The organism is Cellulosimicrobium sp. KWT-B (assembly GCF_002127155.1).
Taxonomy (GTDB): domain Bacteria; phylum Actinomycetota; class Actinomycetes; order Actinomycetales; family Cellulomonadaceae; genus Cellulosimicrobium; species Cellulosimicrobium funkei.
Map to the genome: position 1 here is coordinate 166,461 of NZ_NEDO01000003.1, position 26,158 is coordinate 192,618.

A 26,158-nucleotide genomic window follows, 5' to 3' on the forward strand; every position below is an offset into this window, starting at 1 on the left:
CGTCCCCGCTCCGGGAGCGCGACCCCCCACCGCCCACCTGGAAGGAACCCTCCGTGCTGCGCACCCGAACGGCCGGCTCACTGCGGGCCGAGCACACCGGTCAGACCGTCACCCTCACGGGCTGGGTCGACCGTCGGCGCGATCACGGCGGCGTCGCCTTCATCGACCTGCGCGACGCCTCGGGCATCGCCCAGGTGGTCATCCGCGACGAGGCGGTCGCGCACCCGCTGCGCAACGAGTTCGTCCTCCAGGTCACGGGCGAGGTCTCGCGCCGCCCCGACGGGAACGAGAACCCGTCCCTGCCCACGGGCGAGATCGAGGTCGTCGCGACCGACGTCGTCGTGCTCAACACCTCCGAGGCCCTGCCGTTCCAGGTCTCGACGGCGCTCGCGGACACCGAGACGATCGGCGAGGAGGCGCGCCTCAAGCACCGCTACCTCGACCTGCGCCGGCCCGCCCCCGCGCACGCCCTGCGCCTGCGCGCCAAGGCGAACCAGGCCGCGCGCCGCGTGCTCGACGCCGAGGAGTTCGTCGAGATCGAGACGCCGACGCTCACCCGCTCGACGCCCGAGGGCGCGCGCGACTTCCTCGTGCCCGCGCGCCTCGCGCCCGGCTCCTGGTACGCGCTGCCGCAGTCGCCCCAGCTGTTCAAGCAGCTCCTCATGGTCGCGGGCATGGAGCGCTACTACCAGATCGCGCGCTGCTACCGCGACGAGGACTTCCGTGCGGACCGACAGCCGGAGTTCACGCAGCTCGACGTCGAGATGAGCTTCGTCGAGCAGGACGACGTCATCGCGCTCGCCGAGAAGATCCTCGTCGCGCTGTGGGAGCTCATCGGGTACACGATCCCGACGCCCATCCCGCGCATGACCTTCCACGACGCCATGCGGCTCTACGGGTCCGACAAGCCCGACCTGCGGTTCGGCAACCCCCTCGTCGAGCTCACGGACTACTTCCAGGACACCCCGTTCCGCGTGTTCCAGGCCGAGTACGTCGGCGCCGTCGTCATGGCGGGCGGGGCGTCGCAGCCGCGTCGCCAGTTCGACGCGTGGCAGGAGTGGGCCAAGCAGCGCGGCGCTCGCGGCCTCGCGTACGTGACGTTCGGCGAGGACGGCACGCTCGGCGGCCCCGTCGCGAAGAACCTGTCCGACGCCGAGCGCGAGGGCCTTCGCGACGCGACCGGCGCGCAGCCGGGGGACGCCGTGTTCTTCGCCGCGGGCAGGACGTCGGACTCGCGTGCCCTGCTCGGCGCCGCGCGCCAGGAGATCGCGAAGCGGACGGGTCAGATCGACGACGACGCGTGGGCGTTCGTCTGGATCGTCGACGCGCCGCTGTTCAAGCCGACCGGAGATGCCGCCGACGAGGGTGACGTAGCCCTGGGCCACTCCGCCTGGACCGCCGTGCACCACGCGTTCACGTCGCCCACGCCGGACTGGGTCGACACGTTCGAGCAGAACCCGGGCGAGGCGCTCGCCTACGCCTACGACATCGTGTGCAACGGCAACGAGATCGGTGGCGGGTCCATCCGTATCCACCGTCGGGACGTGCAGGAGCGCGTCTTCGACGTCATGGGGATCGGGCCCGAGGAGGCGCAGGAGAAGTTCGGCTTCCTGCTCGACGCCTTCAAGTTCGGCGCGCCCCCGCACGGCGGGATCGCGTTCGGCTGGGACCGCATCGTCGCGCTGCTGACGAAGTCGGACTCCATCCGCGACGTCATCGCGTTCCCCAAGTCGGGCGGCGGGTACGACCCGCTGACGCAGGCACCGGCCCCGATCACGCCCGAGCAGCGCAAGGAGGCGGGCGTCGACGCGAAGCCCGCCGCCCCGTCGCGCGACGGCGGCACCGAGGGCGGTGCTGAGGGCGGCGCGGACGGCGACCCGGCCGGTGAGAGCGGGCGCACGGACGCCTGACCCCAGCACGCTCGACGCCGAGGGCGCGCCACCCCGCCGGGTGGCGCGCCCTCCGCGCGTCCGGAAGCTGTTGATCCCGCTGCCGCGACCTCAAGATCTTGAGCAGATCCTGAGGTTTCGCTGCGCCGACGCGGCGGGTCCGTCGCGCCACGACGCGCAGGATCGATCCCGTCGGACACCACGAGAACGAGGCACTCATGACCGCCCTGCTCACCGACCGCGACGCGGTCGACGTCGTCGAGCCTGCGCCCCACGGCGCCCGGCTCGACCGTGATCGGTGCACGCCCGACGAGACCCGGGGCGTCCCGGGCCGCCACCACGGCCCCCGCACGTGAGGGAGGACCTGCGCCAGGCGTGGACGGCGCTCACGGACGACCTGGACGGCGACGTGCAGGCGGTCCGGCGCTTCTTCGTCGCGTACCGGGACCTCGTCGTCCCACGGGTCGACGCGGCGGCGGTCGCGCTCGCCCGGGGCGACGACGAGGAGGCGCGCAGCACGCTGCTCACGGTGCGGTCGACGTCGCTCATGGTCGGGGCCGCGGAGGTCGGCGACGCCGCCTCCGCGGTGCTCGACCGGCACCGCGCCGGGCACCGCACGACCGCGGACGAGGCGCGCGCGCTCGGGACGCTGCGGGCCGCCGCGCGCAGCGCGTGCGACGAGGTGGCGCTGCTGCTCGGCGACCCGCCGCCCGCCGCCGGTCAGCCCGTGGGGTCGAACCGGTAGCCGACGCCGCGCACGGTGCGGATCCACCGGGGCGACGACGGACCGTCGCCGAGCTTGCGGCGCAGATTCGCGATGTGCACCTCCACGCTGCGCCGGTCCGCGTCCGTGACGTACGTGCCGGCGTCGTACTCCTCGCCCCACAGGACGCGGACGAGCTCGTTGCGGCTGACGACGCGACCCGCTGCCTCGACGAGCGCTCCCAGGAGGTCGTACTCGCTGCGCGTGAGGTGGACGGCCTCGCCGTCGACCGTGGCGGTGCGGCGCGGGACGTCCAGCAGGAGCCCGTCCGACCCCACGAGGGTCGGCTCGTGGTCCGCCGGGGCGGGCCGGGCGGCGTCGGCGCCGTCCGACGGCAGGCCGCGTCGCGGGCGCCGCAGGAGAGCCTCGATGCGGGCGCGCAGCTCGCGCGGACGGAACGGCTTCGTCTGGTAGTCGTCGGCACCGGCGTCCAGGCCCATGAGGGTGTCGATCTCGTCGGTGCGCGCGGTGAGCATCACGATGTAGGTGTCGGAGATCTGACGGATGCGCCGGCACACCTCGAACCCGTCGATGTCGGGCAGGCTCACGTCGAGGGTCGTCACGACCGGGTCGGTCCGCCGGACGAGCTCCACGCCCTCGACGCCGGTCGCGGCCGCCTCGGTGACGAAGCCTGCCTGACCGAGCACCGTCTGCAGGAGATCACGGATCTCCGCGTCGTCCTCGACGATGACTGCGGTGCGTGTGTTGTCCGCCATCCGTCTCCCCCCGTGCGACTGAGTCTGCCGCCTACCGTAGCCGCCCGCGGGAGTGCCCGCGCACGAACCGTCCCCGCCGGTCGGAGCGTCTCAGTGGGTGATCGCGAGCCGGCGGTGCACCCGGCGCAGCGGCCCGGGTGCCCACCAGTTGTACCGCCCGAGCAGCGTCATCGTCGCGGGGACCAGCAGGAGGCGCACGATCGTCGCGTCGATGAGGACGGCGACGGCGAGCGCGAACCCGACCTCCTTGATGACGAGCAGGTCGCCGAAGACGAAGCCCGCGAACACGACGACGATGATCGCCGCCGCCGACGTGATGATCCGCCCGGAGCGCTGCAGGCCGAGGCGGACCGCCTCGTCGTTGGAGAGCCCGGCGTCGTACAGCTCCTTGATGCGCGCGAGCAGGAACACCTCGTAGTCCATGGCGAGACCGAACGCGAACGCGACGACGAGCGCGACGACGTACGTCTCGATCCCGCCCACGGACGAGAAGTTCAGCAGCCCTTCGAGGTGGCCGTCCTGGAAGACCCACACGAGGACCCCGAGCGAGGCGGCGAGCGACAGCGCGTTCGTCAGGAGCGCCTTCACCGGCACCACGACGGAGCCGGTCATGAGGAACAGCAGCACGAGCGTCGCGCCCACGACGATCCCCACGGCCCACCACACGCGCTCGCCGAGCGCCTCGAGGAAGTCGACCTGCCCCGCCGCCTGACCGGTGACCCACACGTCGAAACCCGGGTCCGTCGCACGGACCTCCCGCACGACCGACACGGCCTCCGGCCCGCCGGCGTCGTCGGTGTCGACGTGCACGCCCACGACGGCGTACGACCCCAGGGGCGCCGCCGGGTCGACGCTCTCGACCCCGTCGAGCGCCGCCACGTCGTCGGCCCACGCCTGGGCGTCCTCGACGCTCGCGTCCACGACGGCGACGACCTGGGCGCCCGCACTGGACGGGTACTGCGCGGCGAGCTCGTCCACGAACTCGCGCTGGGGAGAGCCCTGGGGGAGCAGCTCGATCCCGGAGTTCCGCAGCTGCAGCCCGAGCACCGGCAGCGCGAGGACCACGAGGAGCGCCGCGGTGGTGAGCAGCACCCACAGCGGGTGCCGCTGGACGCGCCCCGCGAGACGGGAGAACGCGCCCTCGTCCGACTGCACGTCCGCGGTCCGGGCGAGCACGCGGCGCAGGCCCGGGACCCGGCCGAGCAGCCCCGGGCGGGCGAGGCGACGGCCCGAGTACGCGAGCAGCGCCGGGACGAGGGTGAGCGCCGTCGCTACGGCCACGAGCACGACGCCGAGCCCGGCCGCGCCGACCGCGCGCAGGATGTCGGGGCGGAACACCATGAGCCCCGCGATGGAGATCGCGACCGTCAGCGCCGAGAACGCGACCGTGCGGCCCGCGGTCTCCATGGTGCGCACGAGCGCCGCGTGCACCACGCCGTCGCCGCGCCGCCGGCGCAGCGACGGGTCGTCGCCCGCCTCGATCAGCCGGTGCAGCTCCTCCCGGAACCGCGACACCACGAGCAGCCCGTAGTCGATGGACAGGCCCAGGCCGAGCAGGGTGACGACGTTGACGATGGAGGCGTCGACGTCGAGCACGTACGTCAGGCCCAGCAGCACTCCCAGGCCGGCGCCGATCGACGCGACGGCCCCGGCCATCGGCATCGCCGCGGCGAGGAAGCCGCCGAAGACGAGCACCATGATGAGCAGCGCCACGGGGAGGGCCACGGCCTCTCCCGTCGTCAGGTCCTCCTTCACCTGGCTCGTGATCGCCTCGACGATGAGCCCGTTCGAACCCACGAGGCCCGTCGCGTCGCCCGCCGCCTCCGGGGCGGCGTCCGCGAGCACCCCGGGTACGGCCTCGAGCTGCTCGACGACGCGGTCCGCGACCGCGTCGGTGCGCTCGGCGTCGAGGTCGGTGCGCAGCGTCACGACCGAGAGGAAGCCGCGCCCGTCCTGCGCGACGAGCGACTGCGCCGCGGGGTCCTCCACGCCGCCCGGGATCACGTACGGGTCGATGACCGTGTCCACGCCCTCGATGGCGACGAGGTCGGCGTCGACCCCCGTCATCGCCTCCACGACCTGCGGGTCCGCCGGGTCGACGCCGGACACCAGGAGCGTGATCTCCGTCCCGCCCTCGTCGTTCTCCGCGAGGACCTGCGACGCCCGCTCGCTGTCCGAGCCCGGGATCGTCGGCGCGCCCGTCGTCACACGGTCGAACACGCTCTCCCCGTGGACGCCGAACAGCGCCAGCGCGAAGCCGAGCGCTGTCAGCAGGACCCACACGACGACGGTGAGACGCGGGTGGCGGGCGACACGACGACCGAGGCTCGAGAACACGAGCGCCAGCATCCCACCCGCCCGCGCCGCGTGTCAGATCCCCCACGCCCCGGGGCGGGACGTTCACCCGACCACCTCGACCCGGCACCGCCGCGTGGGCGGCGGTGCGTAGGCTCGAGCCATGTCCACCGGTGATCTCTTCGGCGGCGACCTCTTCGGTGCCGCCACGTCCGGCGCTCAGGGCACGCCGCGACCCGGACCGGGGGCCCCGCTCGCCGTGCGCATGCGCCCCGCCACCCTCGACGAGGTCGCGGGCCAGTCCCACCTCCTCGTGCCCGGCTCGCCCCTGCGGCGGCTCATCCGGTCCGGCAGCGAGAGCGACGCGTCCGGCGGCCGCGCCGCGCCCGGATCCGTTATCCTCTGGGGCCCGCCCGGCACCGGGAAGACGACGCTCGCTTACCTCATCGCGACCGCCTCCGGCCGCCGCTTCGTCGAGCTCTCCGCCGTCACCGCGGGCGTCAAGGACGTGCGCACCGTCGTCGAGGACGCCCGGCGCCGCCTCGCCACCGGCGGCGAGGAGACCGTCCTCTTCATCGACGAGGTGCACCGCTTCTCCAAGTCCCAGCAGGACGCGCTCCTGCCCAGCGTCGAGAACCGCTGGGTCACGCTCGTCGCGGCGACCACGGAGAACCCCAGCTTCTCCGTGAACTCGCCCCTGCTCTCCCGCTCGCTCCTGCTCACGCTCCAGCCCCTCGGGGACGACGACGTCCGTGCCCTCGTGCGGCGCGCCGTCGCCGACGACCGGGGGCTCGGCGGCCTCGTCGCGCTCACCGACGAGGCCGAGGACCACCTCGTGCGCCTCGCGGGCGGCGACGCGCGCAAGGCGCTCACCGTGCTCGAGGCCGCCGCGGGCGCCGCGCTGTCCGACGCCCCGGTGCCCGTGCCCGCGACGGCCGTCCCGGCCGACGACGACGCCGCGCTCCCCGAGGGCGCGGCGGTCGGCACGTCCCACGCCGGCCCCCCGCCGGTGCCCGTCGACCTCGACGCGGTCGAGCGCGCCGTCGACGTCGCCGCCGTGCGGTACGACCGCGACGGCGACCAGCACTACGACGTCGTGTCCGCGTTCATCAAGTCGATGCGCGGCTCCGACGTCGACGCCTCGCTGCACTACCTCGCCCGCATGATCGCGGCAGGGGAGGACCCGCGCTTCATCGCCCGCCGCATCGTCATCGCCGCCGCGGAGGACGTCGGCATGGCCGACCCCTCGGCGCTCCAGACCGCCGTGGCCGCCGCCCAGGCCGTCCAGCTCATCGGCATGCCCGAGGGACGCATCGTCCTCGCCGAGGCGGTCGTGCACCTCGCGACCGCGCCCAAGTCGAACGCCGCCTACCTCGGGATCGACGCAGCGCTCGCGGACGTGCGGGCCGGGAGGGCGGGGTCCGTCCCGCCGCACCTGCGCGACGCGCACTACCCGGGCGCCAAGCAGCTGGGGCACGGCGCGGGCTACCGGTACGCGCACGACGCGCCGCACGGCGTCGCGGCGCAGCAGTACCTGCCGGACTCCCTCGTCGGATCGCGGTACTACACGCCCACGGACCGCGGGTACGAGCGGCAGGTCACGGAGCGCCTCGGGCGCATCCGCGACATCCTCGACCAGGACGGCCCCGCGCGCTGACGAGGTTGGGGACCACGGCGCCCCACGTGCGGTAGACTGCTCAGGTTGCCTTCGCGGCGACCACCTGGGACCTCGGCCCCGACCCCTCGCCCCTCCTCGCGGTGGAGCGCGCGGTCCATCGGCTGGTCCCGCACCTGGACCCGGTTCTCGGGACCGGGTGTGACGTCAGAACCCGAACGACAGGAATGAGACACCGCTGTGACGTCTGTCAAGCGCTCGCGCCGCCAGGTCCGCCTGAGCCGCGCCCTGGGCATCGCCCTCACCCCGAAGGCCGTCAAGCACTTCGAGAAGCGCCCGTACCCCCCGGGTGAGCACGGCCGCGCCCGCCGCCGCACCGAGTCGGACTACGCGGTCCGTCTCCGCGAGAAGCAGCGTCTGCGCGCCCAGTACATGCTCCGCGAGAAGCAGCTCGCGCGTGCGTACGAGGACGCCCGCAAGGACAAGGGCCTGACCGGTGAGGCGCTCGTCGAGAACCTCGAGATGCGTCTCGACGCCCTCGTGCTCCGCGCCGGCTTCGCCCGCACCATCCTGCAGGCGCGCCAGGCGGTCACGCACCGCCACATCCTCGTCGACGGCAAGATCGTGGACCGCCCGTCGTTCCGCGTGAAGCCCGGCCAGACCCTCCAGGTCAAGCCGAAGAGCCAGGCGACGACGCCGTTCCAGGTCGCGGCCGCGGGCGCGCACCGCGACGTGCTGCCGGCCGTCCCGGGCTACCTGGACGTCCAGCTCGAGAAGCTCAGCGCGGTGCTCACGCGTCGCCCGAAGCGCGCTGAGGTCCCCGTGCAGTGCGAGGTCCAGCTCGTCGTCGAGTACTACGCTCGCTGAGTCCCGCTCCGGACGCCTCGCTCACCGCTTCGTCGGCGAGCGGGGCGTTCGTGCGTCCGGGCCGGTGCGACGGCCCGCCCCCGCGAGCGCGCCGTCGCGCCGTGCCCGACGACGGTCCCCGCCCTGGTGCGGGTAGTGTTTCGCGGAGCCGTGGGTACGTCCGCGAGGAGCCCGCGGCGACGACCGTCCCGCGCACGGCGCGCGGGTGCCGCGCCCGCGGCACCGTGACTGGCACTGGAGGAAGAATGTCCCTGGGAGATGTGGCCGGCCTCATCGCAGCCGTCGCGTTCGTGCTGCTCGTCGGCCTGCTCGCGGTGCCGCTCCTCAAGCTCGGCCGCGTGCTCGACGAGGCGCGCGCGAGCATCAAGGAGGTCACCGACCACTCGGTGCCGATCCTCGACGAGGCCGCGACGACCGTCGCCACGACGAACAGCCAGCTCGTCAAGGTCGACACCATCACCACGTCGGCCGCCCAGGTGAGCGAGAACGTCTCCGCGCTCACGGGCCTGTACGCCGCCACGTTCGGTGCGCCGCTGGTCAAGGTCGCGGCGTTCACGTACGGCGTGCGCCAGGCTGCCGCGCGCTCGTTCGGCGGCCGGCGGTCGTCGGGCAGCTCCGCGAGCCGCGCCGAGGGGTCGCGCTGATGCGCCGGGTCTTCTGGATCGGCGTCGGGGTCGCGATCACGGTCGTGGTCGTCGTGCGTGGCAAGAAGGTCCTCGCGCGCTACGCGCCGGCGTCGCTCGTGGACCAGGCGACGGAGCAGGTGAACGGCCTCGGCGAGAAGGTCGTCGAGATCGCCCGCGACTTCCGCACGGAGTTCGCGCTCGCGCGCGACGCCCGCGAGCAGGAGCTCATGGCGGCGCTGCTCGCCGAGGGCCAGGAGGACCCGGACGCCGTCCGCGCGCGTCGCGCGGCCGGACGCCACGCGCGCCCCGCCGGCGCCGACCGGGACGCCTTCGACGACGCGGACGACGTCGAGGACCTGCTCGGTTACTCCTTCTAGGACGCCGAGCCCGCGGCGCCCACCGCACCACCCCGCACGACCACCGACCTCTTTCCGAAGGACATCATGCGCACCGCCGAGATCCGCAAGCGCTGGCTCGACTACTTCGCCGACCGCGACCACACCGTCGTGCCGTCGGCGTCGCTCGTCTCCCCGGACCCGTCCACGCTGTTCACCATCGCGGGCATGGTCCCGTTCATCCCGTACATGACGGGGGAGCAGACCCCGCCGTGGGACCGCGCGACGAGCGTCCAGAAGTGCGTGCGCACCCTCGACATCGACGAGGTCGGCAAGACGACGCGTCACGGAACGTTCTTCCAGATGAACGGCAACTTCTCGTTCGGGGACTACTTCAAGGAAGGCGCGATCACCTACGCCTGGGACCTCGTCACGGGCGCGCGCGAGGAGGGGAAGTACGGCTTCGACCCCGAGAGCGTGTGGGTCACCGTCTACCACGACGACGACGAGGCGCGGCAGCTCTGGAAGCGCATCGCCGGCCTGCCGGACGAGCGCATCCAGGCTCGCGGCAAGAAGGACAACTACTGGTCCACGGGCCAGCCCGGCCCCGCGGGCCCGTGCTCGGAGATCTACATCGACCGCGGTCCCGAGTTCGGCCAGGAGGGTGGCCCCGTCGTCGACGAGGACCGCTACCTGGAGATCTGGAACCTGGTCTTCATGCAGTACGCGATCGACGACGTGAAGTCCAAGGAGGAGTTCCGGATCGTCTCGGAGCTCGCGCGCAAGAACATCGACACGGGCATGGGCCTGGAGCGCGTCGCCTACCTGCTCCAGGGCAAGGACAACCTCTACGAGATCGACGAGGTGTTCCCCGTCATCACCGCGGCCGAGGCGCTCTCGGGCAAGCGCTACGGCGCGAACCACGAGGACGACGTCCGCATGCGCGTCGTGGCCGACCATGTCCGCTCGGCGCTCATGATCATGAGCGACGGCGTGCGCCCGTCCAACGAGGGCCGCGGCTACGTGCTGCGCCGTCTGCTGCGCCGCTCGGTGCGCGCGATGCGCCTGCTCGGCGTCGAGGACCGCGCCATGCCCGCGCTGCTCCCGGTGAGCCGCGACGCGATGGCGCCGTCGTACCCGGAGGTCGCGACGGACTTCGCGCGCATCTCCGACGTCGCCTACACCGAGGAGGACGCGTTCCGTCGCACGCTCACGGCCGGCACGACGATCCTCGACACCGCCGTGTCGCGGGCGAAGGCCGCGGCCGGCTCGGGCGGGACGCCGCTGCTCGGCGGCGACCAGGCGTTCGCGCTGCACGACACCTACGGCTTCCCGATCGACCTCACGCTCGAGATGGCCGCCGAGCAGGGCGTCCAGGTCGACGAGAAGGCGTTCCGCGCGCTCATGACCGAGCAGCGCCAGCGGGCGCGCGCCGACGCGCTCGCGAAGCGCTCCGGCGGCGTCGACACGGCCGCGTACGAGTCGCTCGCGTCCGAGCTCGCGGCGCCCGTGGAGTTCCTCGGGTACACCGAGTCGTCCGCGGCGGTGCGCGTCGCCGGTCTGCTGGTCGACGGCGTCCCCGCCCCGGCCGCGACGGCCCCGGCGGACGTCGAGGTCGTGCTCGACCGCACCCCGTTCTACGCGGAGGCCGGTGGCCAGCTCGCCGACCACGGCACGATCGTGCTCGACGGCGGCGCGACCATCGAGGTCGACGACGTGCAGCGCCCGATCAAGGGCCTGTCGGTGCACCGCGGCCGCCTGGTCGAGGGCACCGCGGCGCTCGGCGACCCGGGCACCGCGACGATCGACCGCGACCGCCGCAAGGCGATCAGCCGCGCCCACTCGGCGACGCACATGATCCACAAGGCGCTCCAGGAGTCGCTCGGCAAGGACGCGACGCAGGCCGGGTCGGAGAACGCGCCCAGCCGCATCCGCTTCGACTTCCGTCGCTCGTCCGCCGTGCCCTCGGGCGCGCTCTCGGAGATCGAGGAGCGGGTCAACACCCAGCTCCAGGAGAACCTCGAGGTCACGGACCAGCTCATGCCGATCACCGAGGCGCGCGCCCTGGGGGCGATGGCGCTGTTCGGCGAGAAGTACGGCGACACGGTGCGTGTCGTCTCCATCGGCGGCGACTGGTCGCGCGAGCTCTGCGCGGGCACGCACGTGCAGCGCACGGGCCAGCTCGGTCTCGTCACGCTGCTCGGCGAGTCGTCGATCGGCTCGGGCGTGCGGCGCGTCGACGCGCTCGTCGGGGACGGCGCGTACGGGTTCCAGGCGAAGGAGCACGCGCTCGTGGGCCAGCTCACGGGCCTGCTCAACGTGCGGACCGAGGAGCTGCCCGACCGCGTGAGCACGCTCGTGTCGCGCCTGCGCGACGCCGAGAAGGAGCTCGCCCAGCTCCGGCAGGCGCAGCTCCTCGCGGCGGCCGGCACGCTCGCCGCCGGGGCGGAGCTCGTGGACGGCACGCGCGTCGTCGTGCACGACGCCGGCGAGGTCGCGTCCGCGGACGACCTGCGCGCGCTCGCGCTCGACGTGCGCGGCCGGCTCGGCGAGGCGGAGCCTGCGGTCGTCGCCGTCGGCGGCGTCGCCAAGGGCCGCCCGCAGGTCGTCGTCGTGACGAACGCCTCCGCGCGCGCGGCCGGGCTGCGCGCCGGCGTGCTCGCCAAGGCCGCGGCCCAGACGCTCGGCGGCGGTGGCGGCGGCAAGGACGACATGGCCCAGGGCGGCGGCACGGACGTGTCCGCGCTGCCCGCCGCCCTCCGGGGCGTGCGCGACGGCGCCGCGGCCGGCGCGTGACCGGCCTGCCCGTGCAGCCCGCCGACGACGGGCGCGCCCCCCTCCCGCGGGGGGCGCGCCTCGGCGTCGACGTGGGCAGCGTCCGCGTCGGCCTGGCTGCGAGCGACCCCGACGGGCTCGTCGCGACCCCCGTCGAGACCCTCGCGCGCGACACCCGCGGCGGCGCGGCGGTCCCCGCCGACGTCGCCCGCATCGCGGCCGAGGTCGACGAGCGCAACGCCCAGGTCGTGTACGTGGGCCTGCCGCGGCACCTCTCGGGCGGGGAGGGCGCCGCCGCCCAGGGCGCGCGGGCGTACGCTGGTGCGGTGGCTCGCGTCGTCGCACCGGTGCCGGTGCACCTCGTCGACGAGCGGATGACGACCGTCAGCGCCCACCAGGCGCTGCACGCGTCGGGACGCGCCGGTCGCAAGCACCGGAGCGTCGTCGACCAGGCCGCCGCCGTTATCATTCTGCAATCCGCTCTCGAGGCCGAGCGGGGCGCGGGGGTGCGCGCCGGAGAACCTGTAGACCCGACAGGAGACCACCGACCGTGACCGACCTGTTCGAACGGCCCGCAGTCCAGGGCGAGCAGCAGCCCGCGCGCTCCTCGCGCGCCGAGCAGCGCGCGCGCCGGGCCGCGAAGAAGCGACGCCAGCGCCGGCGCCGCCGGGCCCTCGTGGTCCTGCTCGTCTCGCTCCTCGTGGTGGGCGGAGCGGGCTACCTCCTGCTCAACAACGCCTCCGACCTTTTCGGGTTCGCGAACCCGCTCGAGGCGAAGGACTTCGACGGCCCGGGGACCGAGCCCGTCGACGTCGTGATCGAGCCCGGGTCCACGGGCCGCGACATGGGGGCCGTGCTCACCGAGGCGGGCGTCGTCGCGAGCTCCGCGGCGTTCGCCAGCGCGTTCGAGGAGAACCCGAACGCCGGGAAGATCCAGCCGGGCACGCACACGCTGCTCCTCGGGATGTCCGCGAAGGACGCCGTCGCGCGTCTCGTGGCGAACGACTCGCGCGTCGAGACGAAGATCACGATCCCCGAGGGCTACACCGTCAAGCAGATCCTCGAGCGGTCGTCCTCCGTCACGGGAATCTCCGTCGCGGAGTTCGAGGCGGCCATGGCCGACACCGCCGCCACGGGGCTGCCCGCCGAGGCGAACGGCAACTACGAGGGTTGGCTCTACCCGACGACGTACGTCCTCGAGCCGGGCGACGTCACCGCCACGGGGATCATCCAGGGCATGGTGAGCCAGACCACGAGCGAGCTCGCCGAGCTCGGCGTCGCGCCCGAGCGCTTCCAAGAGGTGCTCACGATGGCGTCGATCGTCGAGTGGGAGGGCAAGAACGCGGAGCAGCGGCAGAAGGTCGCTCGAGTGATCTACAACCGCATCGAGGACGGCATGCCGCTCGGCATGGACGCGATCGACGTCTACGGGCTGGGCAAGCCGGCCGGCCAGATCACGACCGAGGAGTTCCAGAACCCCGACCTCCCGTACGCGTCGCGCGTCCACAAGGGGCTGCCCCCGACCCCGATCGGGAGCCCGAGCCGGGAGAGCGTCGAGGCCGTCCTCAACGCGCCGGAGGGTCCGTGGCTCTGGTACGTCACCGTGAACCTGGACACCGGAGAGACGAAGTTCACCGACAAGTACGCGGAGTTCGAGCAGTTCAAGCAGGAGTACCGGCAGTGGTTGGAGGAGAACGAGGGGTGAGCGCGACGCGCCCGCCGCGACGGGCGGCCGTCCTCGGTCACCCCGTCGCGCACTCGCTGTCCCCGGTGCTGCACCGTGCCGCGTACGACGCGCTCGGGCTGGACGGGTGGTCGTACGAGGCGATCGACACGACCGAGGAGCAGCTCCCGGCCTTCGTCAACGGCCTCGACGCCTCGTGGGCGGGTCTGAGCCTGACCATGCCGCTCAAGCACGCGGTGATCCCGCTGCTGGACCACGTCGACCCGCTCGCGAACGTCGTCGGGGCGGTCAACACGCTCGTGGTGCAGCCCACGGGCGGGACGCGACCGACGTTCGTCGGGACGAACACCGACGTGCACGGCCTCGTCGCGGCGCTGCGCGAAGGGCTGGGGGAGCGGGAGGTCCGTTCCGCCGTCGTGCTGGGCGCCGGCGCGACCGCCGCCTCGACGCTGGCCGCGCTCGCGCAGCTGGGCTGCACGGCGCCGACCGTCCTCGTGCGCTCGCTCGGGCGCACGGGCAGCCTCCAGCGCGCCGCGCACCGGATGGGCGTCGAGCCGCGGTTCGAGGTGCTGGACCCGGCGTCGCCCGCGCTCGTCGGCCGCCTCGCGCGCACGGACGCCGTCGTGGCCACCCTGCCGTCGCGTGCCGCCGACCCGGTGGCGGACGCGCTGTCCCGGGCCGGGGCGACGCCCGGCGGGGTCCTCCTCGACGTCGTCTACGACCCCCGGCCCACCGCGCTGTCCGTCGCCTGGACCGCGGGCGGCGGCACCGTCGTCGGCGGCGAGCGCATGCTCCTGCACCAGGCGGCCGAGCAGGTTCGGCTCATGACCGGCAGGACGGCGCCGCTGGCGACGATGGACCGCGCGCTCGGCTCCGCGCTCGGCGCCCCGGTCTGAGCCCGCCGGGGGCGCTCAGCCGCCGAGGACCGCGCCGGTCGTCGTCTGCCCCCAGCCGGCGGCAACGCCCGCGCCGAGCACCATGAAGGGGCCGAAGGCCACCGCGGTGTCGCGGCGAGCGCGCCGCGAGACCACCAGGCCGAGCGCCCACGCCCCGCCGAGCAGGAACGGCACGAGGAGCCCGGTGACGAGCTCGGCCCACCCCAGCCACGCGAGCGGGGTGCCGAGCGTGCCGGCGAACTTCACGTCGCCGAACCCCAGCCCGGGCGGGTGCGCGAGCCGCAGCGCGGCGTAGGCGCAGAAGCCCACGGCGCCCCCGGCGAGCGCGCGGACGAGCGGCTCCCCGTCGCCCGCCGCGAGCGACGCGACCGCGAGCAGCACGACGACCGCGACCCCCGTCGGGAGCACGATCACGTCCGGCAGGCGGTGGGTGCGCGCGTCGACCACGGCGAGCAGCGCACCGGCCGCGGCGACGACCACGACGGCGGGCGTCGCCCACGACGGGCCCGACCACCACGCCGCGGCCAGTGCCGCGAGCAGCGCGAGCGCCCCACCCGCCTGGCCCGCGACCCGGAGCTCCCGGGCGAGGTCGGCGCCACGGCGTCGTCCCCACGACCTCGGCGCGCCCGCGGTGACCACGGCCCTCCGTGCCTCGTCCGGTTCGTCGTCACCCGACCCGCGGAGCGATGCCGCGGCGTGCCTCGTCCCGTCCCCCTGCTGGACCATGCGCGGCACCGTAGCGCGCCCGCGGTGGCGTGGGACGTCGTCGTCCACAGACCGCCGCGTCGGCGGGCACGGCGCGGGCCGCGGCGTCACCTCAGCAGCCCTCGACCGCCGTCGGTCCGTACTGCGGGCGCCCGCCGGGACGGGCGCGCCGACGTGGGAGGATGGCGATCATGCTGCGTTGGTTGACATCGGGTGAGTCGCACGGCGAGGCGCTGGTCGGGATCCTCGACGGGCTGCCCGCGGGCGTCGAGCTCACGACGGACGACGTGCGCGCCGCGCTCGCGCGCCGCCGCCTCGGGTACGGCCGCGGTTCGCGGCAGAAGTTCGAGCAGGACGAGCTGCGCGTCCTCGGCGGCCTGCGCCACGGCGTGACCCAGGGCGGGCCGCTGGCCATCGAGATCGCGAACTCCGAGTGGCCCAAGTGGGTCGACGTCATGTCGTCGGACCCGGTGCCGCCCGAGGCTCTGCTCGTCGACGCCGGGACGGGCGACGTCCGGGAGATCGCGCGCAACCGCCCGCTCACCCGGCCCCGCCCGGGGCACGCCGACCTCGTCGGCATGCGCAAGTACGGCTTCGAGGACGCGCGCCCCGTGCTCGAGCGCGCCTCGGCACGCGAGACGGCGACGCGCGTCGCGCTCGGCACGGCCGCGGCGAAGTTCCTCGAGCAGGCGCTCGGCGTCCGGCTCGTGTCGCACGTCGTCGCCATCGGGCCGGTCGAGGTCCCCGAGGACGGGCCGGTGCCCGGCCCCGACGACGTCACGGCGCTCGACGCGGACCCGGTGCGCTGCTTCGACCCGGACGCCGCCGCGGCCATGGTCGCGGAGATCGACGAGTGCCAGAAGGCGGGCGACACCCTCGGCGGCGTCGTCGAGGTGCTCGCGTACGGCGTCCCCTCCGGCCTGGGCACCTACGCGCAGAGCGACCGTCGCCTCGACGCGCGCCTCGCCGCCGTGCTCATGGGGATCCAGGCGATCAAGGGCGTCGAGGTCGGCGACGGCTTCCGCACCGCGCGCCGCCGCGGTTCCGCCGCGCACGACGAGATCGAGCGCGGCGCCGACGGCCGCATCCACCGTCGCAGCAACCGCGCCGGCGGCGTCGAGGGCGGCATGTCGAACGGCGAGGTGGTGCGCGTGCGCGCCGCCATGAAGCCGATCTCGACGGTGCCGCGCGCGCTCGCGACGGTCGACGTCGTCACCGGCGACGTCGCCAAGGCCCAGCACCAGCGCTCCGACGTGTGCGCGGTCCCGCCCGCGGCGGTCGTCGCCGAGGCGATGGTCGCGCTCGTGCTCGCCGAGCAGGCGCTCGAGAAGTTCGGCGGCGACTCCGTCGCGGAGGTCCGCCGGAACGCCGAGGCGTACCTCGCTGCGATCCCCGAGCTGCAGCGCTGATGACGCCCGTCGCCCCGGGGACCCGCCCGGTCGTCGTGCTGGTCGGCCCGCCCGGCAGCGGGAAGTCGACCGTCGCGCGCCACCTGGCCGAGCTGCTCGGCCTCGCGCAGCGCGACACGGACGTCGACGTCGAGACCACGGCCGGGAAGCCGGTCGCGGACATCTTCGTCGACCACGGCGAGCCGCACTTCCGCGAGCTGGAGCGCGAGGCCGTGACGACCGCGCTCGCGACGCACGACGGCGTCCTCGCCCTGGGCGGCGGCGCGGTGCTCGACGAGCACACGCAGACCGCGCTCGCGGCGTACGTCGCCGCGGGCGGGACGGTCGTGTTCCTCGACGTGAGCCTCGCGCACGCCGCGCCGCGCGTCGGCCTCAACCAGGCGCGCCCGCTCCTGCTCGGCAACCCGCGGGCGCGCTGGGCCGCCCTCATGGAGGCGCGTCGGCCCGTCTACGAACGGGTCTCGACGCTGCACGTCGTCACCGACGCGCGCACGCCCGCCCAGGTCGCGCGCGAGATCCGCGGGCACCTCGCGGGCGACGCCGCGCCCGGCACCCCGGGGCGCACGACGCCCGCACCCGCGCCGGCCGACCCCGCCGGCACCCCGGTCGAACAGGAGAACGCGTGACCCCCGACGCCACCACCCCCGCCCAGGACCCGGCCGCGGCCGCGCCGACGCGCGTCCGGGTCGCGGGCGAGCAGCCGTACGACGTCGTCGTGGGGCGCCACCTGCTCGGCGAGCTGCCCGCGATGCTCGGCGGCTCGGTGCGCCGGGTGCTCGTCGTGCACCCCGCGGCCCTCGCCGCGACGGCCGAGGTCGTCCACGAGGACCTCAAGGCGTCGGGCTACGAGGCGTACGTCGCGGAGGTGCCGGACGCCGAGGAGGCCAAGACCGCTCAGGTCGCCGCGTTCCTGTGGGGCGTGCTCGGGCAGCTGGACTTCACGCGCACGGACGCGGTCGTCACGGTCGGCGGCGGCGCGACGACGGACCTCGGCGGCTTCGTCGCCGCGACGTGGCTGCGCGGCATCCGCGTGGTGCACGTGCCGACGACGCTCCTCGCGATGGTCGACGCCGCGGTCGGGGGCAAGACCGGCATCAACACCGCCGAGGGCAAGAACCTCGTCGGCGCGTTCCACCCGCCGGCGGGCGTCCTGTGCGACCTCGCGGCCCTGGAGTCGCTCGGTCGCTGGGACTTCGTCGCGGGGCTCGCGGAGGTCGTCAAGACGGGGTTCATCGCGGACGAGCGCATCCTCGAGCTCGTCGAGGAGCACGGCGACGCGCTCGCCGCGTGGGGCACCCGGCCGACGGCGGACGAGACCTGGGCCGTCGTCGCCGAGCTCGTCGAGCGCTCGGTCGCGGTCAAGGCGCGCGTCGTGGGGGAGGACCTCAAGGAGGCCGGGCTGCGCGAGATCCTCAACTACGGCCACACCCTGGGCCACGCCGTCGAGCTCACCGAGCGCTACCAGTGGCGCCACGGCGCGGCCGTCTCCGTCGGCATGGTGTTCGCCGCCGAGCTCTCGCGCCTCGCCGGGAAGCTGGACGACGCCGTCGTCGACCGCCACCGCGCGATCCTCGGCTCGCTCGGGCTGCCCCTCACCTACCGGGGCGACCGGTGGGAGCAGCTGCTGTCCGCCATGCGCCGCGACAAGAAGTCGCGCGGCGACCTCCTGCGCTTCGTCGTGCTCGACGACGTCGCCCGCCCGACGCGCCTCGAGGGCCCGGACCCGACGCTCCTCGCCGCGGCCTACGCCGAGATCGCGGCGGACGCTCCGGTGGGCCGGGGGCCGATCGCCCTCTGACGGATCCTCGGCGGGGTCAGGCCCAGAGCCCCCGGCCGCGGAGCACGTCGCGCAGCACGTCCGAGCGGTCGGTGACGATCCCGTCGACGCCGAGGTCGAGCAGCCGGTGCATCGTCGGCGCGTCGTTGACCGTCCAGGCGTGCACCGCGACGCCGGCCCGGTGCGCGGCCCGCACGAACGCCGAGTCCACGACCCGGACCCAGCCCTCGCGTACCGGCACCTGGAGACAGTCGACCGAGCGGGCCGCGAGGCGGGCGAGCGCGTCCGCCCGCGCGCGCCCCGCGAGCAGCATGCCCACGACCGCGCCCCGCGCGCCGGACACGGTCACCGGGCGCGAGAGCCGCGCCACGGTCGCCTCCCGCCGCGACGCGGCGAACGACGCGACGCACACGCGGTCGTGCGCGCGCGTGCGCTCGATCGCGCGCGCGACGGGCTCGGCCGCCGCGGCAGACTTGACGTCGACGTTCACGCGGAGGTCCGGCCACGTCCCGAGGACGTCCTCCAGCGACGGCACCGGCTCGCGACCGCCGATCCGGGCGGTGCGCACCGTGCGCCACGGGAGGTCGGCGACCAGGCCGCGCGCGTCGGTCGTCCGGTCCAGCGAGGCATCGTGGAGCGCCACCGCGACGCCGTCCGACGTCGCGTGCGCGTCCGTCTCGACGTACCGGAGCCCCAGCTCGCGGGCCGCCGCGAACGCCGCCATCGAGTTCTCCAGGCCGTCGCGCGAGAAGCCGCGGTGCGCGAGCGCCGCGAACGGGGCGTCGAGGTAGCGCGTGGCGCTCATGCGGCTGTCCGTGGACGAGCGCCGGACGGCGCGGCGACAGGCGCGGAGCGCAGGTGCGGGTGCCGTGCCGGCGGTCGGGGGCGGGCGGCGCTGAGGGTCACCCCGCCAGCCTGCCCGAGGCCGTGGTCCGTCGCCCGTCGGGAGCGGCCCCGGACGTGTCGCCGTCGCTCGCTCCGGCACGGCTAGGCTCAGGCGCCATGGAACGCGTGCTCGTCCTCAACGGACCCAACCTCGGCCGGCTCGGCGTGCGCGAGCCGGAGATCTACGGCTCGGCCTCGATGGCGGACCTCCGCGAGTCGGCGACGACGTGGGGGAGCGCGCTCGACCTCGCCGTCGACGTGCGGCAGACCGACGACGAGTCCGAGCTCGTCGGCTGGCTGCACGAGGCCGTCGACGCGCGGGCCCACGTCGTGCTCAACCCGGCCGCGTTCACGCACTACTCCTACGCGGTGCGCGACGCCGCCGCGCAGGTCACGACGTCCGGCCTGCTGCTGGTCGAGGTCCACCTCAGCAACCCGGCGGCGCGCGAGGCGTTTCGCAGCCACTCCGTCGTGGGGGCGGTCGCGACCGGCACGGTCGCAGGCTTCGGCTTCGACTCCTACCGGCTCGCGCTCGAGGCCGTCGCCGCGCGCCTGCGCGCGACCCCGGCTTGATCTGCTCTGATCAAGCCTCTGGGCTTGATGATCGACGAACAAGGGTCTAGCCTTGATGCCATGTACGTGCTGACCGTCGACCAGCGGGGGAGCACCGGTCGCCCCGACCGCGTCCCCGAGGTGCTCGCGCGCCTCGACGAGATGCTGGCAGGCCGCGGCGGCGTCGTCGTCCCGTTCGCCCGGACGGTCGGTGACGAGGTCCAGGGGGTCCTCGACGACCCGGAGGCCGTGGTCGAGGTCGTGCTCGACCTCCTGCGCGACGGCGGCTGGAGCGTCGGCCTCGGCGTCGGGCCGGTCGACGAGCCGCTGCCCGCGGTCTCGCGCGAGGCGTCGGGCACGGCGTTCGTGCGCGCCCGCGAGGCGGTCGAGCAGGCGAAGTCGCGCGCGGCCACGGCGCCCGTCGCCGTCCGCGGGGAGCCCGCGACGCGCGCCGCGGAGGTCGAGGCGCTCCTGCGCCTCCTCGCGGCGGTCGTGGACCGGCGCACCGCGCCCGGGTGGGAGGCCGTCGACGCGCTGGCGCGTGTGGGTGGGACCCAGAAAGATGTGGCTCGCGCGCTCGGCGTGTCCGAGCAGGCGGTCAGCCAGCGGCTGCGCACCGCGCTGTGGCCCGAGGAGGCGGCGGCGCGGCCCGTGGTCGCGAGGCTGCTGGGCGAGCTCCACGAGGGGCCGCCGGCGGATCGGCAGGAGGAGAAGGCGTGACGGACCCGGTGACGGTCGTGCTCGTGGTGCTCGTCTGGGTGGTCGCGCTCGCCGCGAGCGTCCTCGGCGGCGGCCCCGTGACCCAGGGGGTCCTGCGCGCGGCGGCGCGCGCGGGCGGCTCCGCCGCCCCGGGTCGCGCCGGGCGGCCTCGGCGTGGTGCCCCTGCGGACCCGGCGGCCGTCCCGGTGCCCCCGCCGCCCCCTCCGACGACGGGACCGATCGGGACGGAGGCCGTCAAGGCCCTGCGCGGCGGGACGTGGATCGGGATCCTCGAGCGGTTCGCGATCACGGGCTGCCTCCTCGCGGGCGAGCCGGGCGGCATCGCCTTCGTCGTCGCGATCAAGGGCCTGGGCCGCTACCCCGAGCTGCGCGAGCACCCCGTCGCGTCGGAGCGCTTCGTCATCGGGACGCTCGCCTCGATGTGCTGGGCGGCGACCCTGGGCGTCGTGGCGAACGCGGTCCTCGCCGTGCTCCGGTAAGATCGTCAAGGCCCATTTCCGCATCCCGCTCTCGTGGCCCCGTCGTGCCGTCCCGGCACGCGGCAGCGCGTCGACGGGACCGCTGACCCTCCGACAGGAAGACGAACGTGGCGACCACCAACGACATCAAGAACGGCACCGTGCTGCGACTCGACGGCCAGCTGTGGACCGTGATCGAGTTCCAGCACGTCAAGCCCGGCAAGGGTGGCGCGTTCGTCCGCACCAAGATCAAGAACGTCATGACGGGCAAGACGATCGACAAGACGTTCAACGCCGGCCTCAAGATCGAGACCGCCAACGTCGACCGCCGTGACTTCCAGTACCTGTACCAGGACGGCGCGGACTACGTGTTCATGGACACCTCGACGTACGACCAGATCACGGTGGGCGCCGAGATCGTGGGCGACGCCAAGGACTACATGCTCGAGAACCAGAACGTGCTCATCGCGTCGAACGACGGCCAGCCGCTCTACATCGAGCTGCCCGCCTCGGTCGTCCTCGAGATCACGTACACCGAGCCGGGCCTGCAGGGCGACCGCTCGACGGGCGGCACCAAGCCCGCGACGCTCGAGACGGGCGCGCAGATCCAGGTCCCGCTCTTCCTCGAGCAGGGCACCAAGGTCAAGGTCGACACGCGTGACGGGTCGTACCTCGGCCGCGTGAACGACTGACCGCCGGCACCGACGGACAGACGACGGACTGACATGGCCGCACGCACTAAGGCGCGCAAGCGCGCGCTCGACGTCCTCTTCGAGGCGGAGCAGCGTCACGTGGACCCGACGACCCTCCTCGCGGAGCGCGTCGCCGACCCCGGGACGGCGCAGACCGCGCTGCCGCAGTACGCGGTCGACATCGTCGAGGGCGTGCTCGCCCACCGCGAGCGCATCGACGAGCTGCTCGAGACGTACTCCCACGGGTGGACGCTCGAGCGCATGCCCGCCGTCGACCGGGCGCTGCTGCGCATCGGCGGCTGGGAGATCCTCTTCAACGACGACGTCCCGGACGTCGTCGCGATCGACGAGGCCGTCGACCTCGCGCGCTCCCTGTCGACGGACGACTCGCCGTCGTTCGTCAACGGGCTGCTCGCGCGCATCGTCGAGATGAAGCCGACGATCACGGCCTGACCGCGGCGCCCGGCCCCGGCCGGGACGACGCCTCGCGCGGCGTCGGTCACGGGTGTGACCGACGCCGCGTCCCACCGGGCGGGACGCGCACCCGGCCGCCGGACCACCGGCGGTAGGGTGGGTGACCGTCAGACATCCTTTAAGGCCCGTCCTGTGAGGCGGGGAAGGAGGTCGCCGGACATGAGCTCTGGCGCTGCTGTGCCCACACCATCCGTACCCCGGCCGGGGTCGGACCCCGAGACGGGGCCGACCGCCGGGACCGTCGTCCTCACGGCGGCGGACATCTCCCGCGCGCTGACGCGCATCGCCCACGAGATCGTGGAGCGCAACAAGGGAGCCCACGACCTCGTCCTCCTCGGCATCCCGACGCGCGGCGTCCCGCTCGCGGCCCGGCTCGCCGAGCGCCTCGCCGCGATCGAGGGAGACGGCGCGCCCGACCCGCACGCGATCGTCGGCGAGCTCGACGTGACGATGTACCGCGACGACCTGCACCGTCACCCGACGCGCACGATCGGCGCGACGCGCCTGCCCGCGTCGGGGATCGACGGCAAGGTCGTGGTCCTCGTCGACGACGTCCTGTACTCCGGCCGCACGATCCGGGCCGCGCTCGACGCGATCAGCGACCTCGGCCGCCCGCGCGCGGTGCAGCTCGCGGCGCTCGTCGACCGCGGCCACCGGGAGCTGCCGATCCGCCCGGACTTCGTGGGCAAGAACCTGCCCACGTCGACGTCCGAGCGCGTGAGCGTGCGCCTCGCCGAGATCGACGGCGCCGCGGCGGGCGACGCGTCCGCCGACGCGGTCGTCATCCGGTCCGCACCCTCGCAGGCGGGCGCCTCCGAGGACGGGGAGGCCCGCGCATGAGGCACCTGCTCTCGACCCAGGACCTCGGGCGGGCCGACGCGGTCCGCATCCTCGACACGGCCGCCCAGATGGCCGCGACGCAGTCGCGCGAGATCAAGAAGCTCCCGACGCTGCGCGGTCGCACCGTCGTCAACCTCTTCTACGAGGACTCCACGCGCACGCGCATCTCCTTCGAGACCGCGGCGAAGCGCCTGTCGGCGGACGTCATCAACTTCTCGGCCAAGGGGTCGAGCGTGTCCAAGGGCGAGTCGCTCAAGGACACCGCGCTGACGCTCCAGGCGATGGGCGCGGACGCGGTCGTCGTGCGGCACCAGGCGTCGGGCGCCCCGCACCTGCTCGCGCACGCGGGCTGGCTCGACGCGGCCGTGGTCAACGCGGGCGACGGCATGCACCAGCACCCGACCCAGGCGCTCCTCGACGCGTACACGCTGCGCCGCCACCTCACCGGGACGGGACTGACGTCGCCGGGGGCGAGCGGTCCCGACGACGCCGCGGCGCGCGGCGCGGGCCTCGACGGGCGCCACGTCGCGATCGTCGGCGACGTGCTGCACTCGCGGGTCGCGCGCTCGAACGTCCACCTGCTGCACACGCTCGGGGCCCGCGTGACGCTCGTCGCGCCGCCCACGCTGCTGCCGGTCGGCGTCCAGACGTGGCCGTGCGAGGTCTCCTACGACCTGGACGCGGCCCTCGCGGGCGACACGGCGCACGGCGGCCCCGACGCCGTGATGATGCTGCGCGTGCAGCGCGAGCGCATGAGCGGCGCCGGCGCGGGGGGCGGGGCCTTCTTCCCGAACCCGCTCGAGTACAGCCGCAAGTACGGGCTCGACGCCCGGCGCCTCGGGCTCCTCGCCGAGCACGCCGTCGTCCTGCACCCCGGCCCCATGAACCGCGGCCTCGAGATCTCCGCGCAGGCGGCGGACTCGCCGCGCGCGGTGATCGTCGAGCAGGTCGCGAACGGCGTCGCCGTGCGCATGGCCGTGCTCTACCTCCTCCTCGCGGGCAGCGACGAGGCCGACGCCGCGGCGTCGGCCGCGCCCCTGCCCTCCGCCCAGCCCGTCCCCGCCGTCGAAAGGGTCTCCGCCTCGTGAGCAGCGCCGCAACCACCACGTACGTCCTGCGCGGCGCGCGCCCGCTGGGTGGCGACCCCGTCGACCTCGTCCTCGCGGACGGCGTGGTCGCTGAGCTCGCCCCGGTCGGCGCTGCACGCGCCGCGGACGACGACGGCACGGTCGTCGTCGACGCGACGGGCCTCGTCGCCCTGCCCGGGCTGGTCGACCTGCACACCCACCTGCGCGAGCCGGGGCGCGAGGACGCCGAGACGATCGCGTCCGGCACCCGCGCCGCGGCGGCGGGCGGCTTCACGGCCGTGCACGCGATGGCCAACACGACCCCGGTCGCGGACACGGCGGGCGTCGTCGAGCAGGTATGGCGCCTCGGGCGCGACGCGGGCTGGGTCGACGTGCACCCCGTGGGCGCCGTCTCCGTCGGGCTCGCGGGCGAGCAGCTCGCCGAGCTCGGCGCGATGGCCGACTCCGCGGCCCGCGTGCGGGTGTTCTCGGACGACGGGAAGTGCGTCGACGACCCGATCCTCATGCGCCGCGCCCTCGAGTACGTCAAGGCGTTCGACGGCGTCGTCGCCCAGCACGCGCAGGAGCCGCGGCTGACCGAGGGCGCCCAGATGAACGAGGGCGTCGTGTCGGCCGAGCTGGGCCTCGCGGGCTGGCCCGCGGTCGCCGAGGAGGCGATCATCGCGCGCGACGTGCTCCTCGCGGAGCACGTGGGCTCGCGCCTGCACGTGTGCCACCTGTCGACCGCCGGCTCGGTCGAGATCGTCCGCTGGGCCAAGGGGCGCGGGATCGACGTCACGGCGGAGGTCACGCCGCACCACCTCGTGCTCACCGACGACCTGGCGCGCGGCTACGACCCGACGTTCAAGGTCAACCCGCCGCTGCGCACGGCAGCGGACGTCGAGGCGGTGCGCGAGGGCCTGGCCGACGGCACGATCGACATCGTCGCGACCGACCACGCGCCGCACGCGCGCGAGGACAAGGACTGCGAGTGGGCCGCGGCCGCGTTCGGCATGACGGGCCTCGAGACGGCGCTGAGCGTCGTGCAGCAGACCATGGTCGACACGGGCCGCATGACGTGGGCCGACGTCGCGCGCGTGCTGTCGAGCGCGCCCGCGCGCATCGGCCGCATCGACACGGGGGAGCGTGCCCAGGGCCGCCCGCTCGAGGTCGGCGAGCCCGCGAACGTCACGCTCGTCGACCCGGCCGCGCGGCGCGTGGTCGACGGCGCCGGGCAGGCCACCGCGAGCACCAACACGCCCTTCCAGGGCCGCGAGCTGCCCGGTGCGGTCGTCGCGACGTTCCTGCGGGGCCGGGCCACCGTGCTCGACGGCGCGCCCGTCGAGGCGGTCGCGGCCGGTCGGGGGGTGGGGGCGTGAACCTGCCGCAGCCCGTCGCGGCCGGGATCTGGGTCGTCCTCGGCGTCGTCCTGCTGACGCTCGTGCTCGTCGGCCGCCGCCGGCTCGTGCGCCGCTCCGCGGGCTTCGTCCCGACGCCGCCCGCCGTGCCGGCGGAGGCCGCGCGCGGCGGCGTCGTGCTCGGGCCGCTCGACGCGCTGTACGTGTCGAGCACGCTCGCGGGCGACTGGCTCGCGCGCGTCGGCGCCCACGGCCTCGGCGACCGGGCTCAGGCCCAGGTCACCGTGCACGACGCCGGCCTGCACGTCGCGCGCCGCGGCGCCGACGACGTGTGGGTCCCCGCGGCGGCCGTCGAGGACGTCGCCCTCACCCCGGGCATGGCGGGGAAGTTCGTCGGGAAGGAGGCCATCGTCGTGGTGACGTGGTCCGTCCCGGCCGAGCCGGTTCCCGCCGACGCCCCCGAGGCCCCGGCGCACCCCGAGGTCCGGCTCGACACCGGCCTCATGCCGCGCCACGACCACGACGTCCCGCGTCTCCTGGAGGCCGTGCGCGACCTCGCCGGCCGCCCCCGGAGCGCGGGCGCCGACGGCACCCGCGAACGACGAACCGGGGCGCCGAGCAGCGCCACCGACGCACCCACCGACCAGGACGGCCCGGCGCCGACGCGCGACAGCGCGGCACCCGGCACCGACGAGAACGACGAGGAAGCACCTTGACCGCCTCAGCGAACGCAGTGAGCTCACCGACCGCAGTCACCTCG

27 protein-coding genes are annotated in these 26,158 nt (G+C 74.7%); 23 read left to right on the top strand and 4 right to left on the bottom strand.

Annotation, left to right across the window (positions count from 1 at the left end; genetic code table 11):
• The first annotated feature begins 53 nt into the window (after window positions 1-53).
• The 3 genes from aspS (at window position 54) to B9L22_RS10650 (ending at window position 2,634) form a co-directional block, all read left to right on the top strand.
• Window positions 54-1,910, top strand: coding sequence for an aspartate--tRNA ligase (gene aspS, locus B9L22_RS10645; protein ID WP_233139996.1), 1,857 nt, complete (start codon window positions 54-56; stop codon window positions 1,908-1,910).
• Between the two features lie 197 nt (window positions 1,911-2,107).
• Window positions 2,108-2,245, top strand: coding sequence for a hypothetical protein (locus B9L22_RS20030; protein ID WP_158097192.1), 138 nt, complete (start codon window positions 2,108-2,110; stop codon window positions 2,243-2,245).
• Window positions 2,242-2,634: a hypothetical protein gene (locus B9L22_RS10650; RefSeq protein WP_086150364.1), complete on the top strand. Its 393-nt coding sequence runs from the start codon at window positions 2,242-2,244 to the stop codon at window positions 2,632-2,634. The genes B9L22_RS20030 and B9L22_RS10650 overlap by 4 nt, the downstream gene beginning before the upstream one ends.
• Here the strand turns inward: B9L22_RS10650 and B9L22_RS10655 are convergent.
• Complete coding sequence (locus tag B9L22_RS10655) at window positions 2,610-3,368, bottom strand: response regulator transcription factor (RefSeq protein WP_061267267.1); 759 nt, start codon at window positions 3,366-3,368, stop codon at window positions 2,610-2,612. The genes B9L22_RS10650 and B9L22_RS10655 overlap by 25 nt on opposite strands.
• A 90-nt stretch (window positions 3,369-3,458) precedes the next feature.
• Window positions 3,459-5,705 (bottom strand): MMPL family transporter, encoded by a 2,247-nt coding sequence (locus tag B9L22_RS10660; protein WP_338031504.1) that lies wholly within the window; start codon window positions 5,703-5,705, stop codon window positions 3,459-3,461.
• 121 nt (window positions 5,706-5,826) lie between these two features.
• On the opposite strand from B9L22_RS10660, the gene B9L22_RS10665 reads away from it, so the two are divergent.
• The 8 genes from B9L22_RS10665 to B9L22_RS10700 all read left to right on the top strand — a co-directional run bounded on the left by B9L22_RS10665 (window position 5,827) and on the right by B9L22_RS10700 (window position 14,461).
• Entirely contained in the window at window positions 5,827-7,320 is a 1,494-nt protein-coding gene (locus B9L22_RS10665; protein WP_086150366.1) for a replication-associated recombination protein A, read from the top strand.
• A 198-nt stretch (window positions 7,321-7,518) separates the two neighbouring features.
• Entirely contained in the window at window positions 7,519-8,145 is a 627-nt protein-coding gene (gene rpsD / locus B9L22_RS10670; RefSeq protein WP_021483439.1) for a 30S ribosomal protein S4, read from the top strand.
• 245 nt (window positions 8,146-8,390) lie between these two features.
• Window positions 8,391-8,789, top strand: a complete 399-nt coding sequence (locus tag B9L22_RS10675) for a DUF948 domain-containing protein (protein ID WP_034650677.1) — start codon at window positions 8,391-8,393, stop codon at window positions 8,787-8,789.
• On the top strand, window positions 8,789-9,148 hold the full coding sequence (locus tag B9L22_RS10680) for a hypothetical protein (RefSeq protein WP_086150367.1): 360 nt from the start codon (window positions 8,789-8,791) through the stop codon (window positions 9,146-9,148). Before B9L22_RS10675 ends, B9L22_RS10680 begins: the two co-directional genes overlap by 1 nt.
• Window positions 9,149-9,214: 66 nt before the next feature.
• Window positions 9,215-11,902, top strand: coding sequence for an alanine--tRNA ligase (alaS, locus tag B9L22_RS10685; RefSeq protein ID WP_086150368.1), 2,688 nt, complete (start codon window positions 9,215-9,217; stop codon window positions 11,900-11,902).
• Entirely contained in the window at window positions 11,899-12,435 is a 537-nt protein-coding gene (gene ruvX / locus B9L22_RS10690; RefSeq protein WP_232322572.1) for a Holliday junction resolvase RuvX, read from the top strand. Before alaS ends, ruvX begins: the two co-directional genes overlap by 4 nt.
• Complete coding sequence (gene mltG / locus B9L22_RS10695; RefSeq protein WP_034654989.1) at window positions 12,432-13,586, top strand: endolytic transglycosylase MltG; 1,155 nt, start codon at window positions 12,432-12,434, stop codon at window positions 13,584-13,586. Before ruvX ends, mltG begins: the two co-directional genes overlap by 4 nt.
• Window positions 13,583-14,461, top strand: coding sequence for a shikimate dehydrogenase (locus B9L22_RS10700; protein WP_086150369.1), 879 nt, complete (start codon window positions 13,583-13,585; stop codon window positions 14,459-14,461). The genes mltG and B9L22_RS10700 overlap by 4 nt, the downstream gene beginning before the upstream one ends.
• Window positions 14,462-14,476: 15 nt before the next feature.
• Here B9L22_RS10700 and B9L22_RS10705 read toward each other — a convergent pair whose 3' ends face one another.
• The gene (locus tag B9L22_RS10705) at window positions 14,477-15,187 is read right to left on the bottom strand and encodes an A24 family peptidase (RefSeq protein WP_086150370.1); all 711 of its coding nucleotides are present in this window, start codon (window positions 15,185-15,187) and stop codon (window positions 14,477-14,479) included.
• A 170-nt stretch (window positions 15,188-15,357) separates the two neighbouring features.
• Here B9L22_RS10705 and aroC point away from each other — a divergent pair, with 170 nt between their 5' ends.
• From aroC to aroB, 3 genes are read left to right on the top strand one after another with little or no spacing between them, the layout of a single operon-like run.
• The gene (gene aroC / locus B9L22_RS10710) at window positions 15,358-16,575 is read left to right on the top strand and encodes a chorismate synthase (RefSeq protein WP_086150653.1); all 1,218 of its coding nucleotides are present in this window, start codon (window positions 15,358-15,360) and stop codon (window positions 16,573-16,575) included.
• Window positions 16,575-17,201 carry a shikimate kinase gene (locus B9L22_RS10715; protein ID WP_083385036.1) on the top strand — a complete coding sequence of 209 codons (627 nt, stop codon included), beginning with the start codon at window positions 16,575-16,577 and terminating at the stop codon, window positions 17,199-17,201. The genes aroC and B9L22_RS10715 overlap by 1 nt, the downstream gene beginning before the upstream one ends.
• The gene (gene aroB, locus B9L22_RS10720; protein WP_086150371.1) at window positions 17,198-18,373 is read left to right on the top strand and encodes a 3-dehydroquinate synthase; all 1,176 of its coding nucleotides are present in this window, start codon (window positions 17,198-17,200) and stop codon (window positions 18,371-18,373) included. Before B9L22_RS10715 ends, aroB begins: the two co-directional genes overlap by 4 nt.
• 16 nt (window positions 18,374-18,389) lie before the next feature.
• On the opposite strand, the gene B9L22_RS10725 is transcribed toward aroB, so the two are convergent.
• Window positions 18,390-19,157: a glycerophosphodiester phosphodiesterase family protein gene (locus tag B9L22_RS10725; RefSeq protein WP_061267279.1), complete on the bottom strand. Its 768-nt coding sequence runs from the start codon at window positions 19,155-19,157 to the stop codon at window positions 18,390-18,392.
• A 197-nt stretch (window positions 19,158-19,354) separates the two neighbouring features.
• Between B9L22_RS10725 and B9L22_RS10730 the strand changes: the two genes are divergently transcribed.
• The 9 genes from B9L22_RS10730 (at window position 19,355) to B9L22_RS10770 (ending at window position 26,114) form a co-directional block, all read left to right on the top strand.
• On the top strand, window positions 19,355-19,810 hold the full coding sequence (locus B9L22_RS10730; protein ID WP_086150372.1) for a type II 3-dehydroquinate dehydratase: 456 nt from the start codon (window positions 19,355-19,357) through the stop codon (window positions 19,808-19,810).
• A gap of 60 nt (window positions 19,811-19,870) precedes the next feature.
• Window positions 19,871-20,509 (top strand): hypothetical protein, encoded by a 639-nt coding sequence (locus B9L22_RS10735; RefSeq protein ID WP_086150373.1) that lies wholly within the window; start codon window positions 19,871-19,873, stop codon window positions 20,507-20,509.
• Window positions 20,506-20,988, top strand: coding sequence for a hypothetical protein (locus tag B9L22_RS10740; RefSeq protein ID WP_233139998.1), 483 nt, complete (start codon window positions 20,506-20,508; stop codon window positions 20,986-20,988). The genes B9L22_RS10735 and B9L22_RS10740 overlap by 4 nt, the downstream gene beginning before the upstream one ends.
• Before the next feature lie 107 nt (window positions 20,989-21,095).
• On the top strand, window positions 21,096-21,659 hold the full coding sequence (efp, locus tag B9L22_RS10745; RefSeq protein WP_021482610.1) for an elongation factor P: 564 nt from the start codon (window positions 21,096-21,098) through the stop codon (window positions 21,657-21,659).
• A 33-nt stretch (window positions 21,660-21,692) separates the two neighbouring features.
• Complete coding sequence (nusB, locus tag B9L22_RS10750; protein WP_021482611.1) at window positions 21,693-22,112, top strand: transcription antitermination factor NusB; 420 nt, start codon at window positions 21,693-21,695, stop codon at window positions 22,110-22,112.
• Between the two features lie 180 nt (window positions 22,113-22,292).
• Window positions 22,293-22,973, top strand: a complete 681-nt coding sequence (gene pyrR / locus B9L22_RS10755) for a bifunctional pyr operon transcriptional regulator/uracil phosphoribosyltransferase PyrR (RefSeq protein WP_086150374.1) — start codon at window positions 22,293-22,295, stop codon at window positions 22,971-22,973.
• Window positions 22,970-24,061 carry an aspartate carbamoyltransferase catalytic subunit gene (locus B9L22_RS10760; RefSeq protein WP_086150375.1) on the top strand — a complete coding sequence of 364 codons (1,092 nt, stop codon included), beginning with the start codon at window positions 22,970-22,972 and terminating at the stop codon, window positions 24,059-24,061. The genes pyrR and B9L22_RS10760 overlap by 4 nt, the downstream gene beginning before the upstream one ends.
• Complete coding sequence (locus tag B9L22_RS10765) at window positions 24,058-25,419, top strand: dihydroorotase (RefSeq protein ID WP_051028381.1); 1,362 nt, start codon at window positions 24,058-24,060, stop codon at window positions 25,417-25,419. The genes B9L22_RS10760 and B9L22_RS10765 overlap by 4 nt, the downstream gene beginning before the upstream one ends.
• Window positions 25,416-26,114, top strand: coding sequence for a hypothetical protein (locus B9L22_RS10770; protein WP_086150376.1), 699 nt, complete (start codon window positions 25,416-25,418; stop codon window positions 26,112-26,114). Before B9L22_RS10765 ends, B9L22_RS10770 begins: the two co-directional genes overlap by 4 nt.
• Window positions 26,115-26,158: the final 44 nt, after the last annotated feature.

Excerpts from the sequence above, each read along its gene's own strand:
- B9L22_RS20030 (WP_158097192.1), top strand. The coding sequence starts at position 2,108 with ATGACCGCCCTGCTCACCGACCGCGACGCGGTCGACGTCGTCGAGCCT.
- B9L22_RS10655 (WP_061267267.1), bottom strand. The coding sequence starts at position 3,368 with ATGGCGGACAACACACGCACCGCAGTCATCGTCGAGGACGACGCGGAG.
- B9L22_RS10665 (WP_086150366.1), top strand. The coding sequence starts at position 5,827 with ATGTCCACCGGTGATCTCTTCGGCGGCGACCTCTTCGGTGCCGCCACG.
- B9L22_RS10675 (WP_034650677.1), top strand. The coding sequence starts at position 8,391 with ATGTCCCTGGGAGATGTGGCCGGCCTCATCGCAGCCGTCGCGTTCGTG.
- B9L22_RS10680 (WP_086150367.1), top strand. The coding sequence starts at position 8,789 with ATGCGCCGGGTCTTCTGGATCGGCGTCGGGGTCGCGATCACGGTCGTG.
- alaS (WP_086150368.1), top strand. The coding sequence starts at position 9,215 with ATGCGCACCGCCGAGATCCGCAAGCGCTGGCTCGACTACTTCGCCGAC.
- B9L22_RS10705 (WP_086150370.1), bottom strand. The coding sequence starts at position 15,187 with ATGGTCCAGCAGGGGGACGGGACGAGGCACGCCGCGGCATCGCTCCGC.
- aroC (WP_086150653.1), top strand. The coding sequence starts at position 15,358 with ATGCTGCGTTGGTTGACATCGGGTGAGTCGCACGGCGAGGCGCTGGTC.
- B9L22_RS10715 (WP_083385036.1), top strand. The coding sequence starts at position 16,575 with ATGACGCCCGTCGCCCCGGGGACCCGCCCGGTCGTCGTGCTGGTCGGC.
- B9L22_RS10725 (WP_061267279.1), bottom strand. The coding sequence starts at position 19,157 with ATGAGCGCCACGCGCTACCTCGACGCCCCGTTCGCGGCGCTCGCGCAC.
- B9L22_RS10730 (WP_086150372.1), top strand. The coding sequence starts at position 19,355 with ATGGAACGCGTGCTCGTCCTCAACGGACCCAACCTCGGCCGGCTCGGC.
- B9L22_RS10735 (WP_086150373.1), top strand. The coding sequence starts at position 19,871 with ATGTACGTGCTGACCGTCGACCAGCGGGGGAGCACCGGTCGCCCCGAC.
- nusB (WP_021482611.1), top strand. The coding sequence starts at position 21,693 with ATGGCCGCACGCACTAAGGCGCGCAAGCGCGCGCTCGACGTCCTCTTC.
- pyrR (WP_086150374.1), top strand. The coding sequence starts at position 22,293 with ATGAGCTCTGGCGCTGCTGTGCCCACACCATCCGTACCCCGGCCGGGG.
- B9L22_RS10760 (WP_086150375.1), top strand. The coding sequence starts at position 22,970 with ATGAGGCACCTGCTCTCGACCCAGGACCTCGGGCGGGCCGACGCGGTC.